The organism is Streptomyces asoensis (assembly GCF_013085465.1).
Taxonomy (GTDB): domain Bacteria; phylum Actinomycetota; class Actinomycetes; order Streptomycetales; family Streptomycetaceae; genus Streptomyces; species Streptomyces cacaoi_A.
Genome location: NZ_CP049838.1, coordinates 6,924,173 through 6,940,828 on the forward strand (window position 1 = coordinate 6,924,173; position 16,656 = coordinate 6,940,828).

Below are 16,656 nucleotides of genomic sequence, written 5' to 3' on the forward strand. Positions count from 1 at the left end.
GGTTCCCGAGGACCCGTACCCTGGAAGGGTTATGACTGAGACCTCGCAGCGCTCCCGCCCCCTTCGCGTACTCGCCGCCATGTCCGGCGGGGTCGACTCCGCCGTCGCCGCCGCCCGCGCGGCCGAAGCCGGCCACGACGTGACCGGCGTCCACCTCGCCCTCTCCGCGAACCCGCAGTCGTTCCGCACCGGCGCGCGAGGCTGTTGCACCATCGAGGACTCCCGCGACGCCCGCCGCGCGGCCGACGTCATCGGCATCCCGTTCTACGTCTGGGACCTCGCCGACCGCTTCCGCGAGGACGTCGTCGACGACTTCGTCGCCGAGTACGAGGCCGGCCGCACGCCCAACCCGTGTCTGCGCTGCAACGAGAAGATCAAGTTCGCCGCGCTGCTGGACAAGGCGCTGGCGCTGGGCTTCGACGCGGTGTGCACCGGCCACTACGCGAAGGTCCTCGTCAACGAGGACGGCACGCGCGAGCTGCACCGCGCCTCCGACATGGCCAAGGACCAGTCCTACGTCCTCGGCGTCCTCGACGACCGGCAGCTCGCCCACGCGCTCTTCCCCCTCGGCGACACGGTGACCACGAAGGACGAGATCCGCGCGGAGGCCGAGCGCCGGGGCCTGGCGGTCGCCAAGAAGCCCGACTCCCACGACATCTGCTTCATCGCCGACGGCGACACCCAGGGCTTCCTCGCGAACCGGCTGGGCAGGGCCGAGGGAGACATCGTCGACGAGTCCGGCGCCAAGGTCGGCACCCACGAGGGCGCGTACGGCTTCACCATCGGCCAGCGCAAGGGCCTGCGCATCGGCACCCCGGCCGCCGACGGCAAGCCGCGCTACGTCCTCGACATCTCCCCGGTGAACAACACGGTGACGGTCGGCCCGGCCGCCTCCCTGGACGTCGCCGCCCTGACCGCGATCAGGCCTCGCTGGTGCGGCGCCGCCCCGACCGGCCCCGGCACCTACACCGCCCAGCTGCGCGCCCACGGCGGCGAGACCGAGGTGCGGGCCGAACTCGTCGACGGCTCCCTCGAGGTCACCTTCACGGAGCCCGTCCGGGGCGTGGCCCCCGGCCAGGCGATCGTGCTGTACGACGACACGCGCGTGGTGGGCTCGGCGACGATCGCTTCCACGGTGAGGGCGACGGCCGGGGTGGCCTGACCGTCAGCCGCGCGACCCGAGGAACTCCGCCAGCACCGGCGCGAGGACGTTCGGGTCCACCATGTGGGTCTGGCCCTCGAGCTCGCGGTACGTGCCGTCCGCGACCGCGTCCGCGACGGCGCGCGTGGCCTCGCGCAGCCACGGCGGACTGGCCTCGCCCGCCACGGCGAGGACCGGGACGCCGACCGCGGCCAGCCGCTCCCGGGGCGGCGCACCGCCGCCCAGGACGGCGTCGTCGTAGGCGAGGGTCGGCGCGATGGCCTCCATCCCCTCCCACATCGGTGCCTGACGGGCGCCCCGGATCATCTCCTCGGCCAGCCCGGTCAGCCGCAGGAACAGCTCGACGGCGTCCCCGCGCCGCCCCTGCGCGAGCGCCTCGGTGAGGTCCGCCGTGTAGGCGGCGCGTCGCTGTGCGCCCTCCTCGTCCACGGCGTACGGCGTCTCGTACACGGCCACCCGCCGCACCGGCAGCCCGGCGGCGGCCGCCTCCAGCACCAGCGCGCCGCCCGAGGAGATGCCGTACAGCGCCGCCTCGCCGCCCGCCGCATCGATGAGGGCCGCCAGGTCCTCGACCTCGCGTTCCACCGCGTACGGCGCCGTGTCGCCGCTCTCGCCACGGCCCCGGCGGTCGTACCGGAGGACCGTGCAGCGGTCCGCGAGCAGGCCGGCCAGGGGCGCCATGGTGCCGCCCGTGGACATCGCCCCGCTCACCAGGATGACCGCGGGCCCCTCGCCGGCGCGTGTGTACGCGAGTTCGGTGCCGTCGCGCGAAATGGTCTTCTTGTCCATGCTCATGCAGACTGCCGCACGGCACGGCGGTCATCGGCCTACGACACCTCCGCTTGCGGCACTTCCGCCTCCGAGACCTCCACTTCGTAGAAGCACAGGTGGTTCTTGATCTCGGCGACATCGGGCTTGGGATCCGGGTACGCCCAGACGAGGTCCGCCGCGTCCGGCAGCGACCAGTAGGACGCCGTTCCCTTGAACGGGCAGTATGTGTGGGTGTCGGAGGGGGTCAGCAGGTCGAGCCGGACGTCCTCGGCGGGGATGTAGTACCGCACCGGACAGCCGGTCTCGCGCAGGGCGAGCGCCCGGTCGGTCTCGGCCAGCACGTGGCCCTCGTGGACGACCCTGATGTGCCGGTCGCCCCGCTCGATCGTGATCGTGTGTCCTCGGGTCATGCCGGAACAGCGCCCGCGGGCCTCCGGTTCTTCCCGCGTACGGTGACCACATGCGTATCTGTGTCTTCCTCTCAGCCGCCGACCTCGACGACCGTTACACCCGCCCCGCGCGCGAGTTCGCCGAACTCCTCGGCAAGGGCGGCCACACCCTCGTGTGGGGCGGCTCCGACACCGGCCTGATGAAGGTGGTCGCGGACGGTGTGCAGGAGGCGGGCGGCCGGCTGTGCGGGGTCTCGGTGGGCTTCCTCGCGGCCAAGGCGCGGGCCGGGGCCGACGAGATGGTCGTCGCGCGGGATCTCGCCGAGCGCAAGCGGCTCCTCCTGGAGAAGTCCGAGGCCGTCGTGATCATGGTCGGCGGGACCGGCACGCTGGACGAGGCGACCGAGATCCTCGAACTGAAGAAGCACGGGCACACCGACAAGCCGGTGGTGCTGCTCAACACCGCGGGTTTCTACGACGGCCTCAAGGAGCAGTTCCGGCGCATGGAGGACGAGGGTCTCCTGCCCCGCCCCCTCACCGACCTGGTGTTCTTCGCGGAGGATCCGGTCGGGGCGCTGGCCTACCTCGAAGAGAGCCAGGGCATCGCGTGACTCCTCGGTGATGCGAGCATGGCGGGCATGGCTACTCATGTGATCACCGGAGCCGGTTCCGGCATCGGCGCGGCCGTCGCCCGCCGCCTGCACGCGCGCGGGGACGAACTCGTGCTGCACGCGCGCGACGCGGGCCGCGCGAAGGAGCTGGCGGCGGAGTTTCCCGGGGCCCGGACCCTGGTCGGCGACCTGGCCGAGCCCGCCAAGCTGAGCTGGGCCTTCTCCCACCAGACGCTTCCCGACCGGGTGGACTCCCTGCTCCACATCGCCGGCGTGGTCGACCTGGGGCCGGTCGGCGACCTGACCCCGAAGTCCTGGCGCCACCAGCTCGACGTCAACCTGATCGCCCCGGCCGAGCTGACCCGCCACCTCCTGCCCCAACTCCGGGCCACCCGGGGACACGTGGTGTTCGTGAACTCCGGAGCGGGTCTGCGGGCGAGTGCCGACTGGTCCGCGTACGCCGCCTCCAAGCACGGCCTGAAGGCGCTGGCGGACGCCCTGCGCGCCGAGGAGCACGACAACGGCGTCCGCGTCACCTCCGTCTACCCCGGCCGCACCGCCAGCCCCATGCAGGCCAAGGTCCACCAGCAGGAGGGCAAGGAGTACGACCCGGGGGAGTGGATCGACCCCGAGTCGGTCGCGACGACGATCCTGATGGCCGTCGACCTGCCCCGGGACGCGGAGGTCAACGACCTGACGGTGCGGCCGGGGCGGTGAGGCCGCCCGCGGGGGCGAGGCGCGCTCCCGCGCCTACGTAGGCTTCACCCCGTGAACGCACACTTCAGTTTCGGCCCCGCCACCGGCGTCGGTTCCCTGCCCGGCGGTGACGCCCGCGAGGCCGCCAAGGCCGCCACCGGGTCCTTCGAGGACTTCCCGTTTCTCGCCGAGCTGCCGGCCCGCGGCCCGGGCGCCGACATGATCGGCCGCACCGCGGGGATGCTCGTCGAGCTGTTCGCGCGCGTGGAGCCCAGCGGCTGGCGGATCGGCGACCGGCCGGGCCGCGACACCAAGCGGGCCCGGTCCTGGCTGGGGGAGGACCTCGACGCGCTGGAGGAGTTCACGCAGGGCTACGAGGGCCAGGTGAAGGTGCAGGCCGTCGGGCCCTGGACCCTCGCCGCCGCGCTGGAGCTGAAGAACGGCCAGTCGGTGCTCTCCGACCACGGTGCCCGCCGCGACCTCGCCGGCTCCCTCGCCGAGGGGCTGCGCCTCCATCTCGACGAGGTGCGCCGCCGCCTGCCCGGTGCGCGGCTCGTGCTCCAGCTCGACGAACCCTCCCTCACCGCCGTCCTGCGCGGCGAGGTGAAGACCGCCAGCGGCTACCACACCCACCGCGCCGTCGACCGGCAGGTCGTGGAGGCCACGCTTCGGGAGGTCGTCGGGGTGCACGGCGACGGCCCCGTCGTGGTCCACTCCTGCGCCCCCGACGTCCCGTTCGCCCTGCTGCGCCGGGCCGGCGCGGCGGCGGTCTCGTTCGACTTCTCGCTGCTCACCGAGCGTGACGACGACACGATCGGCGAGGCGGTGGAAGGCGGTACCCGGCTGTTCGCCGGTGTCGTGCCGGGCGTGGACGCCCCATTGTCGGACCCTGCCGGTAGCGTCATGGGTGTCAGGACGCTGTGGCGCAGGCTGGGACTGCAACCGGGGCTGCTCACCGAGGCGGTCACGCTCACGCCGTCGTGCGGCCTCGCGGGAGCTTCTCCCGCGTACGCGCGCCAGGCCCTCGCCCACTGCGCCCGGGCGGCGAGATCTCTCGCGGACAACCCAGAGTAACGGGAGGACGACACGGTGGCCGGCGACAGGCAAGCGGAGACGACGGTGCCCAGCGAGGCACGGGAGAAGCACGCGCAGCTGGCTGAGCAGATCGAGGAGCACCGCTTCCGGTACTACGTGAAGGACGCTCCCGTCATCAGCGACGCGGAGTTCGACCGGCTCCTGCGCGCCCTGGAGGCACTGGAGGAGGAGTACGCCGAGCTGCGGACGCCCGACTCGCCGACCCAGAAGGTCGCGGGCGCGTACGCGACGGAGTTCACGGCGCTCCAGCACCGCGAGCGGATGCTCTCGCTCGACAACGCCTTCGACGACCTGGAGCTCGCCGCGTGGGCCGAGCGCGTCCACAAGGACGTGGGCAGCTCCGCGTACCACTTCCTGTGCGAGCTCAAGGTCGACGGCCTCGCCGTCAACCTCACCTACGAGAACGGCCGTCTCACGCGCGCGGCGACCCGTGGCGACGGCCGCACGGGCGAGGACATCACGCCCAACGTGCGCACCATCGCGGAGATCCCCGACCGCCTCACCGGTGACGGGGTCCCGTCCCTGGTGGAGATCCGGGGCGAGGTCTACTTCCCGATGGAGAAGTTCGAGGAGCTGAACGCCCGTCTGGTCGAGGCGGGCGACAAGCCCTTCGCCAACCCGCGCAACGCGGCTGCCGGTTCACTGCGTCAGAAGGACCCGCGGGTCACCGCCTCCCGCCCGCTGTACATGGTCGTGCACGGCATCGGCGCCCTGGAGGGCTACGAGGGTCTCACCCGCCTCTCCGAGGCCTACGACCTCCTCAGGACCTGGGGCCTGCCCACCTCCCCGCACAACAAGGTGGTCGGCGACCTCGACGGCGTGCGGGCGTTCATCGCGTACTACGGCGAGAACCGGCACTCGGTGGAGCACGAGATCGACGGCGTGGTCGTCAAGCTCGACGAGATCCGCCTCCAGGGGCGGCTCGGTTCCACGGCCCGTGCCCCCCGGTGGGCGATCGCCTACAAGTACGCGCCGGAGGAGGTCAACACCAAGCTCGTCAACATCCGCGTGGGTGTCGGCCGTACCGGCCGCGTGACGCCGTACGCCCAGGTCGAGCCGGTCACGGTGGCGGGCTCCGAGGTCGAGTTCGCCACCCTGCACAACCAGGAGGTCGTCAAGGCCAAGGGCGTGTTGATCGGCGACACCGTGGTGCTGCGCAAGGCCGGTGACGTGATCCCGGAGATCCTCGGCCCGGTCGCCGACCTGCGCGACGGCAGCGAGCGCGAGTTCGTGATGCCGGCCGAGTGCCCGGAGTGCGGGTCGGCGCTGCGGCCGATGAAGGAGGGCGACATCGACCTGCGGTGTCCCAACGCCCGCTCCTGCCCCGCCCAGTTGCGTGAGCGGGTGTTCTACCTGGCCGGCCGCAGGGCGCTGGACATCGAGCAGTTCGGTTACGTCGCCGCGGCCGCCCTCACCGACCCGCTGGAGCCGGCCGACCCGCCGCTGCGGGACGAGGGCGACCTCTTCGACCTCACCATCGACCGGCTGCTGCCCACCAAGGCGTACGTCCTCGACCAGGACAGCGGGCTGCCCAAGCGGGACCCGAAGACGGGCGAGGAGAAGATCGCCACGGTCTTCGCCAACCAGCAGGGCGAGCCGAAGAAGAACGCGCTCGCCATGCTGGAGAACATCGCCGCCGCCAAGGAACGCCCGCTGGCGCGCATCCTCACCGGTCTGTCGATCCGTCACGTCGGACCGGTCGCGGCCGAGGCGCTGGCCCGCGAGTTCCGCTCGATCGAGCGGATCGAGCAGGCGTCGGAGGAGGAGCTGGCGGCCACCGACGGGGTGGGCGCCATCATCGCGGCCTCCCTCAAGGAGTGGTTCGCCGAGGAATGGCACCAGGAGATCCTCCGCAAGTGGCGGGCCGCCGGCGTCCGGATGGAGGAGGAGGGCTCCGGAGAGGACGAAGGACCGCGTCCCCTCGAAGGGCTGACGCTCGTCGTCACCGGCACCCTCGAGCACTTCACCCGGGACGGCGCCAAGGACGCCCTCCAGAGCCAAGGGGCGAAAGTGACCGGTTCGGTTTCGAAGAAGACATCTTTCGTCGTTGTGGGTGACAATCCGGGATCGAAGTACGACAAGGCGATGCAGCTGAAGGTGCCGGTTCTGAACGAGGACGGCTTCACCGTCCTGCTGGAACAGGGACCCGAGGCCGCGGCCGAAGTGGCCCTTCCGACCGAGGAGTAGCGACGAGTGGCGGTTGAAGGTCACCCGATCGGCGCATACCAGATGCATACGGGTGGCCGGGGCGCATTCGGGCAACCGTCGACGACCGCTGCCCGTGGAAGCCTTCTGCGGCCTACTGTTGAGACGTGCGCCTGCCGTGCCCAGCTGCGGTCGGGGCATCCCCGTGCTCCTGGTGAGCAGGGGGAAGGGTTCTCCAACGTGGTGCCGCCCGGGGTCGTCGGGCAACGGGCCGCGTGGCGTGGGCACCGCCGGCTGTGAGAGGGACGGGAATGGAACCGACCGAGAGCGCCGCCCCGGACGAACGGCTGCGCCGACGCCGGGTCGCCGGCGTCTGGTGGGGGAGCTGGTGGACGGCGCGCTCCGGGCGACCTCCGGGCGCGGAGGCCTATGTGCCGCACACCGCGCCGTACCTGACGCCGCATGCCGCTCCGGACCTCCGCGTCGCCTCCGCCCCGCATCCCGGGATGCCCGACACCGAGGCCGACCGGCACCTGTCCTGGCCCGCGCTGCCCGCCTCGGTCATCTCCGCGGCCGCCTTCGCCCTCGGCGCCGGCTTCTACCGCGCCTTCACCGGCCACCACGCGCTCTTCCCGTCCGGCACGGCCGGCTGGGCCCTGGCCGTGCTGGCCGGCGTCATCGTCGGCCATCTGGTCCTGCTCGGCCGCGCCCGCTGGTGGGGCGGCACCGGCTCCGGCGCCGCGCTCACCCTCGCCGTCCTGCTGCTGTACGGCTGGGTGCCGGCCGGTCTGGTCAGCCTCACCGTCGTCGTCCTGGTCGGCATAGCCCGGCGCCACCGCTGGCGGCAGGGCGTCCTGCACGGCGCGGTGGACATCCTCGGCATCGGCGCGGGCGCGCTGCTGCTGGCCGCCTGCGGACGGATACCGTCCGTGGAGCGGCCCTGGACCCCCGACAGCTGGACGGTCTACACCGGCCCCCAGGTGGTCCTGGTGGCCGCCGCCTACCTCGCGGTCACCCGTGTCCTGCTCTGGTATCTGCACGCCCCGCGCTCCGGCGGACTGCCCACCGTCGCCCGCACGGCCCTGGTCAGACAGGGCCTGGTCGCGGTCGCCCTGCTGGGCATCGCGCCGCTGATCTGCGTGGTGGCCGTGGCCAAGCCGATCCTGCTGCCGCTGTTCGCCATCCCGCTCATCGCCCTCGACTCCACCCTGTGGATGGCCCGCGCCCGCGCCGAGGAGCAGCTGCGCGACCCGCTGACCGGGCTGCCCAACCGCCAGTGGCTGCTGGAGCGCATCTGGACCGCCCTGGACGACGCGGAGCGCATCGGCGCCCGGGCCGCCCTGATGCTGATCGACCTCGACCGCTTCCGCTCGGTCAACGACACCCTCGGTCACCTCGCCGGTGACCGGCTGCTGCTCCAGATAGCCGAGCGGCTGAAGCTCGCCCTGCCGCGCGGGGCGGAGGTCGCGCGGCTCGGCGGGGACGAGTTCGCCGTCTTACTGCCCGTCGCCGACTCCACGACGTCGGCGTCGCGGATCGCCCGCGGGCTGGTCTCCGACCTCAGCTCGCCGCTCGACCTCGACGGGCTCACCCTCGTCCTGGAGGCCAGCGCCGGCGTCGCCGTCTTCCCCGACCACGCCCTCGACGCGGAGGGCATGCTGCGCCGGGCCGACGTGGCGATGTACCAGGCCAAGCGGGACCGTACGGGCGTGGAGGTGTACGAGTCCAAGCGCGACTCCAACACTCCCGACCGGCTCGGACTGCTGGGCGACCTGCGGCGCGCGCTCGACGCGCACGAGGTCGAGCTGCACTACCAGCCGAAGGTCCGCTTCGACGGGCAGGTGGCGGGGCTGGAGGCGCTGGTCCGCTGGGTGCACCCGGAGCGCGGGAAGGTACCGCCGGACGAATTCATAGCGATCGCCGAGTCGTCCGGGCTGATGCCCCATCTGACGGAGTACGTGCTGGAGAGGGCGCTCGGCCAGGTCGCGCGGTGGCGGGCCCAGGGGCTGTACGTGCCGGTCGCGGTCAACGTCTCCCCCCGCGACGTGCACACGCCGGGCTTCGCCGGCTCCGTCGCGGCCCGGCTGGCCCGGCACGGAGTGCCCGCGGGAGCGCTCCAACTGGAGATAACGGAACACGTCCTGCTGGAGGACCCGCAGCGCGCCGCAGACACCCTCAACGGGCTGACCGGGCACGGCGTGAAGATGTCGCTGGACGACTTCGGAACGGGTTACTCCTCCCTGGTGCACCTGCGCCGGCTCCCCGTGAGCGAGCTGAAGATCGACCGCTCCTTCGTGGCCCGGCTGGCCGTCGACAACGAGGACGCCGAGATCGTGCGCTGCACGGTCGACCTCGCACATTCGCTGGGGCTGCTGGTGGTGGCCGAGGGCGTCGAGGACGACGAGACCTGGGAGCGTCTGCGCGACCTGGGCTGCGACGCGGTCCAGGGCTGGCTGGTGGCCGCGGCGATGCCCCCGGAGGAGACGACGGCATGGCTGCGGGCCCGCGGCTCACGGGGCTGGCAGCGCCCCGCGGCGGCCCTCCCGGCGGCGGCGTCCGACGAGTAGCCCGCCCGCCGATGCAGCGCGTTTCACGGGTAGGCCGCCCCGCACCCTAGGATTGGGCCCAAACCACACACTCACTCCACCCCAGAGGAACGCTGCATGCCTGGCATCACGCGCGAGGAGGTCGCCCACCTCGCCCGGCTGGCGCGTCTGGAGCTGAAGCCCGAAGAGCTCGAACACTTCGCGGGACAGCTGGACGACATCATCGGCGCGGTCGCCCGCGTCAGCGAGGTCGCCGACCAAGACGTACCGCCGACCTCGCACCCGCTCCCGCTGACGAACGTCATGCGGGCGGACGAGGTCCGTCCGTCGCTCACCCCCGAGCAGGCGCTCTCCGGCGCCCCGGCCCAGGAGCAGCAGCGTTTCAAGGTGCCGCAGATCCTGGGGGAGGACTAAACCGCCATGACGGACAACGTCAACATCATCAAGCTCACGGCCGCCGAGACCGCCGCGAAGATCGCCTCCGGCGAGCTCACGGCCGTCCAGGTCGCCGAGGCACACCTGGCGCGCATCGAGGCCGTCGACGAGAAGGTCCACGCCTTCCTGCACGTCGCCCGTGCGGGCGCGCTGGCCCAGGCCCGCGCCGTCGACGAGAAGCGGGAGCGGGGCGAGAAGCTCGGCCCGCTGGCCGGCGTCCCGCTCGCGCTCAAGGACATCTTCACCACCGAGGGCATCCCGACGACCGTCGGTTCGAAGATCCTCGAGGGCTGGATCCCGCCGTACGACGCGACGCTCACCAAGCGGCTGAAGGCCGCCGACGTCGTCATCCTCGGCAAGACCAACATGGACGAGTTCGCCATGGGGTCGAGCACCGAGAACAGCGCCTACGGGCCGACCGGCAACCCCTGGGACCTCACCAAGATCCCCGGCGGCTCCGGCGGCGGTTCCTCCGCCGCGCTCGCGTCCTTCCAGGCGCCCCTGGCCATCGGCACCGACACCGGTGGTTCCATCCGCCAGCCGGCCGCCGTCACCGGCACGGTCGGCGTGAAGCCCACGTACGGCGCGGTCTCGCGGTACGGCATGGTCGCCTTCTCGTCCTCCCTCGACCAGGGCGGCCCCTGCGCCCGTACGGTCCTGGACGCGGCGCTGCTGCACGAGGTCATCGCCGGGCACGACCCGCTGGACTCCACGTCCATCGACGCGCCCGTCCCGCCGGTCGTCGAGGCCGCCCGCAACGGCAGCGTCGAAGGCATGCGCGTCGGTGTCGTGAAGCAGTTCCGCGGCGAGGGCTACCAGGCCGGCGTCATCCAGCGGTTCGACGAGTCCGTCGCGCTGCTGAAGGAGCTGGGCGCAGAGATCGTCGAGCTGGACTGCCCGTCCTTCGACCTCGCCCTGTCGGCGTACTACCTGATCGCGCCGTCCGAGTGCTCGTCCAACCTCGCCCGCTTCGACGGCCTGCGCTACGGCCTGCGGACCGGCGACGACGGCAGCCACTCGGCGGAGGAGGTCACCTCCCTCACCCGTGAGGCGGGCTTCGGCCCCGAGGTCAAGCGCCGCATCATGCTCGGCACGTACGCCCTGAGCTCCGGCTACTACGACGCGTACTACGGCTCGGCCCAGAAGGTCCGCACGCTCATCACGCGGGACTTCGAGAAGGCCTTCGAGCAGGTCGACGTGATCGTGTCGCCCACGACGCCGACCACCGCCTTCGCGATCGGCGAGCGCGCCGACGACCCGATGGCGATGTACCTGGCCGACCTGTGCACCATCCCGACGAACCTCGCGGGCAACTCGGCCATGTCGCTGCCCTGCGGTCTCGCCCCGGAGGACAACCTCCCGGTCGGTCTCCAGATCATCGCCCCGGCGCTGAAGGACGACCGGCTGTACAAGGTCGGCGCCGCCGTCGAGGCCGCCTTCGTGGAAAGGTGGGGTCACCCGCTTCTCGAGGAGGCTCCGTCGCTGTGAGCGCACTGAACAAGGCCAAGGGCTTCAAGAAGTCCAAGTCCGGTACGTACCTGTCCATCGCCGGGACCGCGTTCGGCGCGTTCGGCGTCGCCAAGCGGCTGAAGAAGGCCCGCGCCGAGAAGGACACCCTGGTCCTGATCGACGCCACCGTGTCCGCCGTCGCCATCGTCACCGGCCTCGCCATCCTCTACCGCGAGCTGAAGCGGCTGGGCGACGACGACGTCCTGCTGGGCTGAGAGGGAAGTTTCACCGTGACCACCACGACCGACCTGGTGTCGTACGAGGACGCGCTGGCGTCGTACGACCCCGTCATGGGCCTCGAGGTCCATGTCGAACTCGGCACCAAGACGAAGATGTTCTGCGGGTGCTCGACCGAGCTGGGCGCCGAGCCCAACTCGCAGACGTGCCCCACCTGCCTCGGCATGCCCGGCGCGCTTCCGGTCGTCAACGCGATCGGCATCGAGTCCGCGATCAAGATCGGTCTCGCGCTGAACTGCGAGATCGCCGAGTGGTGCCGCTTCGCGCGGAAGAACTACTTCTATCCGGACATGCCGAAGAACTTCCAGACCTCCCAGTACGACGAGCCGATCGCCTTCGACGGCTACCTCGACGTACAGCTGGAGGACGGCGAGACCTTCCGGGTGCAGATCGAGCGCGCCCACATGGAGGAGGACACCGGCAAGTCGCTGCACGTCGGCGGTGCCACCGGCCGGATCCACGGCGCGTCCCACTCCCTGCTGGACTACAACCGCGCCGGCATCCCGCTCATCGAGATCGTCACCAAGCCGATCGAGGGAGCGGGCGAGCGCGCTCCCGAGGTCGCCAAGGCGTACGTCGCCGAGCTGCGCGAGCTCATCAAGGCGCTCGGCGTCTCGGAAGCCCGCATGGAGCAGGGGCAGATGCGCTGCGACGTGAACCTGTCGCTGCGCCCGCACGGCCGCGAGAAGTTCGGCACGCGGAGCGAGACCAAGAACGTCAACTCGCTGCGCTCCGTGGAGCGTGCCGCCCGCTTCGAGATCCAGCGCCACGCCGCGGTGCTGAACTCCGGCGGCACGATCATCCAGGAGACCCGCCACTTCCACGAGGACACCGGGTCCACGACCTCGGGCCGAGTGAAGGAAGAGGCCGAGGACTACCGGTACTTCCCCGAGCCGGACCTCGTGCCGGTGGCCCCCTCGCGTGAGTGGGTCGAGGAGATCCGGGCCGGTCTGCCGGAGCTGCCGCTGGCCCGCCGCAACCGCCTCGTGGCGGAGTGGGGCATCTCGGCCTTTGACATGCAGTCGATCCTCAACGCCGGCGCGCTGGACCTGATCGTCGCCTCCATCGACGCCGGCGCCGACGCAGCCTCCGCCCGCAAGTGGTGGATGGGCGAACTGGCGCGCAGCGCCAACGAGTCGGGCGTCTCGCTCGACGAGCTGGCGATCACGCCGGAGCAGGTCGCCCGGGTCACCGAGCTGGTGAGCAAGGGCGATCTGAACGACAAGCTGGCCCGTCAGGTCATCGAAGGCGTTCTCGCGGGCGAAGGCACCCCGGACGAGGTCGTCGACAAGCGTGGTCTGAAGGTCGTCTCCGACGAGGGCGCGCTCACCACCGCCGTCGAGGAGGCCATCGCCGGCAACCCGGGTGTCGCCGACAAGATCCGCGGCGGCAAGGTGGCCGCGGCCGGCGCCCTGGTCGGCGCGGTGATGAAGGCCACGCGCGGGCAGGCCGACGCGGCCCGCGTCAAGGAGCTGATCCTGGAGAAGCTGGGCGTCAGCGAGGGCTGATCCCGCCGCTCTCCTCGCGCCCGGGGGGAGTGCGCCGCACCGGCGCATTCCCCCCGGGCGCCTCTCTTCTCAGCCCGACGCGCTACGCTCGCCCGCCATGAGGGCACGAACCGACTCCGACACGCAGGACGACATACACGACGGCCCGCAGGCCGAAACGACCGGAACGACCGGCAGGACCGAAGCCGCCGACGCGGCCGAACCGGCCGACACGGACGACGACGCGGACGACGACACGGACGAGGAACACGGCACCGAGGACGCCCGGCGGGCTCGCTGGACGGCGATCGGCACCGGGGCGCTGCTCACCCTCGCCGGACTCGCCGCGTCCCTCCTGCGCCTCACCGGCTCCGCCCCTGCCTTCGTCCCGGCGGCCTACGCCCTGGGCGCCGCCGTCTGTGCCCTCGCCGCCCTCCTGGGCTCCCGCGGCCGTACTCGGCGCGCACTGTGGCTGCTGATCGCCGGGGTGATGGTGATGGCGATCGGCGACCAGGCCGACTGACACGTGCCCGGCTGACACGTACCTGACTGACACGTGCCCGACGAGGCCTGACACAGTGGCCGTTATTGTCCTGTGATCTGCCTCCCACTCCTGTGAAAAGCCCCACGAACGCGATAAACGATCACCTTCGCCTGCAAGAGTGACCCCACATCGCTCATACGTTCTTTGCGGGCTGTTCAGGTCAGGCACGACGGTTCCCGGTCAAAGATCCACAATTCACCCTCCGGGAGCACGTCAAGTGGCAGCCCTCGCACGCTGGTGTGTTCGCAACCGCCTCATGGCGGTGCTGATCTGGCTCCTCGCTCTCGGCGGCACCGCGACCGCCGCGCTCGCCGTCGGCTCCGCGTACTCCAACGACTACGAGGTCCCCGGCACCGAGTCCGACCGCGCCACCCGGCTGCTCACGGAGGGCTTCCCGGACCTCGGCGGCGACAGCGACACCGTCGTCTGGCACACCGCCTCGGGCTCCGTCCGCGCCGCCGACGTCGAACAGACCATGAACCGCGCGCTGGAGAAGATCGCCGACCTGCCCGGCGTGGCCTCCGTCGCCGGCCCCTACGACGACCAGGGCAAGGCGCGGATCAGCAAGGACGGGCACACGGCGTACGCCACCGTCACCTTCGAGGACCGCGCCGAGGACATCGACGAGGCCGAGGCGCGGGCCGTCGTCGAAGCCGCCGTAGCCGCCGAGACCGACGGACTCCAGGTGGAGCTGGGCGGCAGCGCGATCGGCCTCACCGAGTCCTCCGGCGGGCATCTCGCCGAGGTCGCCGGCGTGGTCGTCGCCGCGGTCGTGCTGTTCCTCGCCTTCGGCTCGCTCGCCGCCTCCGCCCTGCCCATCGCCACCGCCCTGGTCGGCGTCGGCACCGCGTACGCGGGCATCGTGCTGCTCGGACACGCCATGACCGTCGCCGACTTCGCGCCCATGCTCGGCCTGCTCATCGGGCTCGGCGTCGGCATCGACTACGCGCTGTTCATCGTGACCAGACACCGGCGCGGCCTGAAGCGGGGGCTCACGGTCCCCGAGGCCGCCGCGAGCGCCGTCGCCACCACCGGACGCGCGGTCGTCTTCGCGGGCGCCACGGTGTGCATAGCCCTGCTCGGCATGCTGATCCTGCGGCTGAGCTTCCTCAACGGCGTGGCGATCGCCGCCTCCCTGACCGTGGTCCTGACGGTCGCCGCCTCCGTGACGCTGCTGCCCGCCCTGCTGTCCTTCATCGGCATGCGCGCCCTCAGCCGCCGCGAACGCCGCCGGCTCGCCGAACACGGACCCCAGCCGGAGCTGCCGACCGGGCTCGCCGCCCGCTGGTCGGCGTTCGTGGAGCGCCGTCCCAAGCTGCTCGGCGCGTTCGCCCTCGTCGTCATCGCCGTCCTCGCCCTGCCCACCTTCTCCCTCCGCCTGGGCACCTCCGACCAGGGCAACGCCCCCGAATCGGCCACCACCCGGCAGGCCTACGACCTCCTCGCCGAGGGTTTCGGCGCCGGTGTGAACGGTCCGCTGACCCTGGTGACCCGCGTCGAGGGCGCCGAGGACCGGCTCGCTCTCGACAACCTCGACACCGCCCTGCGCGGCACCGAGGGCGTGGCCTCGGTGACACCGGTGACCTTCGACTCCGGCGGCCGCACCGCGTACCTCACCGTCGTCCCCGAGTCCGCCCCGCAGTCGCAGCGCACCAGCGAGCTCGTCGCCCGGCTGCGCACCGAGGTGCTGCCCCGCGCCGAGGCCGGCACCTCCCTCGACGTGCACGTCGGCGGGGTGACGGCCGGCTACGACGACTTCGCGGACGTCATCGTCGGCAAGCTCCCGCTGTTCGTCGGCGTCGTCATCGGCCTGGGCTGTCTGCTGCTCCTGCTCGCGTTCAGGTCCGTCGGGATACCGCTCAAGGCCGCCGTGATGAACGTGGCCGCCGTCGCCGCCGCCTTCGGGATCGTCGTGGCCGTGTTCCAGTGGGGCTGGGGCAGCGAGCTGCTGGGGCTCGGCCGCGCGGGGCCCATCGAGCCCTTCCTCCCCGTGATCATGGTGTCCGTGCTGTTCGGCCTCTCCATGGACTACCAGGTCTTCCTGGTCAGCCGGATGTACGAGGAGTGGCTGGAGACCGGCGACAACCGACGCGCCGTCCGGGTCGGCCTCGCGGAGACCAGCCGGGTGATCAACTCCGCCGCGGTCATCATGATCTCGGTCTTCCTCGCCTTCGTGCTCAGCGGCGACCGGGTGATCGCCATGTTCGGCATCGCCCTCGCCGCCGCCGTCGCCCTGGACGCCTTCGTTCTGCGGACGCTGCTGGTGCCCGCCCTCATGCACCTGCTCGGCAGCGCCAACTGGTGGCTGCCCCGCCGGCTCGACCGGCACCTGCCGCGGATCAGCATCGAGCCGCCCGAGTGCCGTGCCGCCCATGAGAGGCTCACCGAGGTAGTGGAGGCACTGGAGAAGGAGCGGCGGCCGGATGTACGCGATATCGCTGGGTGACGACGGGGCCGAACTGCGCCCGCTGGAGCCCTGGCATGCCGAGGAGTTCCTGGCGCATCTGGAGCGCGGCCGGGAGTTCATCAACCAGTACGTCCCGTTCGGCTCGAAGGCCACCGACGTGGCCACCGCGCGGGAGGCGCTCCAGAGGTACGCCGACATGCGTGCCGCCGACACCGGCTCGCTGCACGGCCTGTGGCTGGACGGCACGCTCGTGGGCGGTGTGCTCTTCCTGAACTTCGACGCCGAGGACGCGAACTGCGAGGTCGGCTGCTGGCTGGAACCCGCCGGTACCGGGCGCGGTCTGGTCACCCGGGCCATGCGGGTGCTGATCGACTTCGCGGTGGAGCAGCGCGGGATCCAGCGGGTCGAATGGGTCGCCTCCGCGGGCAACACCCCCAGCCTGGACGTCGCCCGCCGGCTGGGAATGACCCGCGACGGCGTCCGCCGGCAGTCGTACCCCTATCGTGGGGTGCGGCACGACCTCGAGGTGTGGTCCGTGCTAGCCCAGGAGTGGCGCGACGCACGCGCGCGTGCCGCTCACAACGATCATTAAGGGACCTCTCAGAGAGCGTCCGTACGGTGC

The 16,656-nt window shown here is 71.7% G+C and carries 15 protein-coding genes; 13 read left to right on the top strand and 2 right to left on the bottom strand.

Translation table 11 applies throughout. The features are described 5' to 3' along the window. The first annotated feature begins 31 nt into the window (after positions 1-31). Complete coding sequence (gene mnmA, locus G9272_RS31095; RefSeq protein ID WP_171399574.1) at positions 32-1,162, top strand: tRNA 2-thiouridine(34) synthase MnmA; 1,131 nt, start codon at positions 32-34, stop codon at positions 1,160-1,162. 3 nt (positions 1,163-1,165) lie between these two features. Here mnmA and G9272_RS31100 read toward each other — a convergent pair whose 3' ends face one another. Together G9272_RS31100 and G9272_RS31105 are read right to left on the bottom strand one after the other, a co-directional pair. Next, complete coding sequence (locus G9272_RS31100) at positions 1,166-1,951, bottom strand: alpha/beta fold hydrolase (protein ID WP_171399575.1); 786 nt, start codon at positions 1,949-1,951, stop codon at positions 1,166-1,168. Between the two features lie 38 nt (positions 1,952-1,989). Continuing rightward, positions 1,990-2,343, bottom strand: coding sequence for a DUF427 domain-containing protein (locus tag G9272_RS31105; RefSeq protein WP_171399576.1), 354 nt, complete (start codon positions 2,341-2,343; stop codon positions 1,990-1,992). A gap of 50 nt (positions 2,344-2,393) precedes the next feature. Here G9272_RS31105 and G9272_RS31110 point away from each other — a divergent pair, with 50 nt between their 5' ends. The 12 genes from G9272_RS31110 to G9272_RS31165 all read left to right on the top strand — a co-directional run bounded on the left by G9272_RS31110 (position 2,394) and on the right by G9272_RS31165 (position 16,626). Next, positions 2,394-2,933 carry a TIGR00730 family Rossman fold protein gene (locus G9272_RS31110; protein WP_171399577.1) on the top strand — a complete coding sequence of 180 codons (540 nt, stop codon included), beginning with the start codon at positions 2,394-2,396 and terminating at the stop codon, positions 2,931-2,933. 18 nt (positions 2,934-2,951) lie between these two features. Then, positions 2,952-3,650, top strand: a complete 699-nt coding sequence (locus tag G9272_RS31115; RefSeq protein ID WP_171399578.1) for an SDR family oxidoreductase — start codon at positions 2,952-2,954, stop codon at positions 3,648-3,650. A gap of 51 nt (positions 3,651-3,701) precedes the next feature. Beyond that, positions 3,702-4,703 (top strand): methionine synthase, encoded by a 1,002-nt coding sequence (locus G9272_RS31120; RefSeq protein ID WP_171399579.1) that lies wholly within the window; start codon positions 3,702-3,704, stop codon positions 4,701-4,703. A 15-nt stretch (positions 4,704-4,718) separates the two neighbouring features. Then, the gene (gene ligA, locus G9272_RS31125) at positions 4,719-6,911 is read left to right on the top strand and encodes an NAD-dependent DNA ligase LigA (protein ID WP_171399580.1); all 2,193 of its coding nucleotides are present in this window, start codon (positions 4,719-4,721) and stop codon (positions 6,909-6,911) included. Between the two features lie 269 nt (positions 6,912-7,180). Then, positions 7,181-9,436 (top strand): putative bifunctional diguanylate cyclase/phosphodiesterase, encoded by a 2,256-nt coding sequence (locus G9272_RS31130; protein WP_171399581.1) that lies wholly within the window; start codon positions 7,181-7,183, stop codon positions 9,434-9,436. A 96-nt stretch (positions 9,437-9,532) separates the two neighbouring features. Next, entirely contained in the window at positions 9,533-9,829 is a 297-nt protein-coding gene (gatC, locus tag G9272_RS31135; protein WP_007384860.1) for an Asp-tRNA(Asn)/Glu-tRNA(Gln) amidotransferase subunit GatC, read from the top strand. A 6-nt stretch (positions 9,830-9,835) separates the two neighbouring features. After that, the gene (gene gatA, locus G9272_RS31140; RefSeq protein ID WP_171399582.1) at positions 9,836-11,338 is read left to right on the top strand and encodes an Asp-tRNA(Asn)/Glu-tRNA(Gln) amidotransferase subunit GatA; all 1,503 of its coding nucleotides are present in this window, start codon (positions 9,836-9,838) and stop codon (positions 11,336-11,338) included. Continuing rightward, positions 11,335-11,574 (top strand): hypothetical protein, encoded by a 240-nt coding sequence (locus G9272_RS31145; RefSeq protein ID WP_020131415.1) that lies wholly within the window; start codon positions 11,335-11,337, stop codon positions 11,572-11,574. The genes gatA and G9272_RS31145 overlap by 4 nt, the downstream gene beginning before the upstream one ends. A gap of 15 nt (positions 11,575-11,589) precedes the next feature. Beyond that, on the top strand, positions 11,590-13,104 hold the full coding sequence (gatB, locus tag G9272_RS31150; protein ID WP_171399583.1) for an Asp-tRNA(Asn)/Glu-tRNA(Gln) amidotransferase subunit GatB: 1,515 nt from the start codon (positions 11,590-11,592) through the stop codon (positions 13,102-13,104). 97 nt (positions 13,105-13,201) lie between these two features. Beyond that, positions 13,202-13,606, top strand: a complete 405-nt coding sequence (locus tag G9272_RS31155) for a hypothetical protein (RefSeq protein WP_171399584.1) — start codon at positions 13,202-13,204, stop codon at positions 13,604-13,606. A gap of 238 nt (positions 13,607-13,844) precedes the next feature. Then, positions 13,845-16,073 carry an MMPL family transporter gene (locus tag G9272_RS31160; protein WP_171399585.1) on the top strand — a complete coding sequence of 743 codons (2,229 nt, stop codon included), beginning with the start codon at positions 13,845-13,847 and terminating at the stop codon, positions 16,071-16,073. Further along, a complete protein-coding gene (locus G9272_RS31165; RefSeq protein WP_171399586.1) occupies positions 16,051-16,626 on the top strand; it encodes a GNAT family N-acetyltransferase in 576 nt (191 codons plus the stop codon). Before G9272_RS31160 ends, G9272_RS31165 begins: the two co-directional genes overlap by 23 nt. Positions 16,627-16,656 lie beyond the last annotated feature (30 nt).

Excerpts from the sequence above, each read along its gene's own strand:
- mnmA (WP_171399574.1), top strand. The coding sequence starts at position 32 with ATGACTGAGACCTCGCAGCGCTCCCGCCCCCTTCGCGTACTCGCCGCC.
- G9272_RS31100 (WP_171399575.1), bottom strand. The coding sequence starts at position 1,951 with ATGGACAAGAAGACCATTTCGCGCGACGGCACCGAACTCGCGTACACA.
- G9272_RS31105 (WP_171399576.1), bottom strand. The coding sequence starts at position 2,343 with ATGACCCGAGGACACACGATCACGATCGAGCGGGGCGACCGGCACATC.
- G9272_RS31110 (WP_171399577.1), top strand. The coding sequence starts at position 2,394 with ATGCGTATCTGTGTCTTCCTCTCAGCCGCCGACCTCGACGACCGTTAC.
- G9272_RS31115 (WP_171399578.1), top strand. The coding sequence starts at position 2,952 with ATGGCGGGCATGGCTACTCATGTGATCACCGGAGCCGGTTCCGGCATC.
- G9272_RS31130 (WP_171399581.1), top strand. The coding sequence starts at position 7,181 with ATGGAACCGACCGAGAGCGCCGCCCCGGACGAACGGCTGCGCCGACGC.
- gatC (WP_007384860.1), top strand. The coding sequence starts at position 9,533 with ATGCCTGGCATCACGCGCGAGGAGGTCGCCCACCTCGCCCGGCTGGCG.
- gatA (WP_171399582.1), top strand. The coding sequence starts at position 9,836 with ATGACGGACAACGTCAACATCATCAAGCTCACGGCCGCCGAGACCGCC.
- G9272_RS31155 (WP_171399584.1), top strand. The coding sequence starts at position 13,202 with ATGAGGGCACGAACCGACTCCGACACGCAGGACGACATACACGACGGC.
- G9272_RS31165 (WP_171399586.1), top strand. The coding sequence starts at position 16,051 with ATGTACGCGATATCGCTGGGTGACGACGGGGCCGAACTGCGCCCGCTG.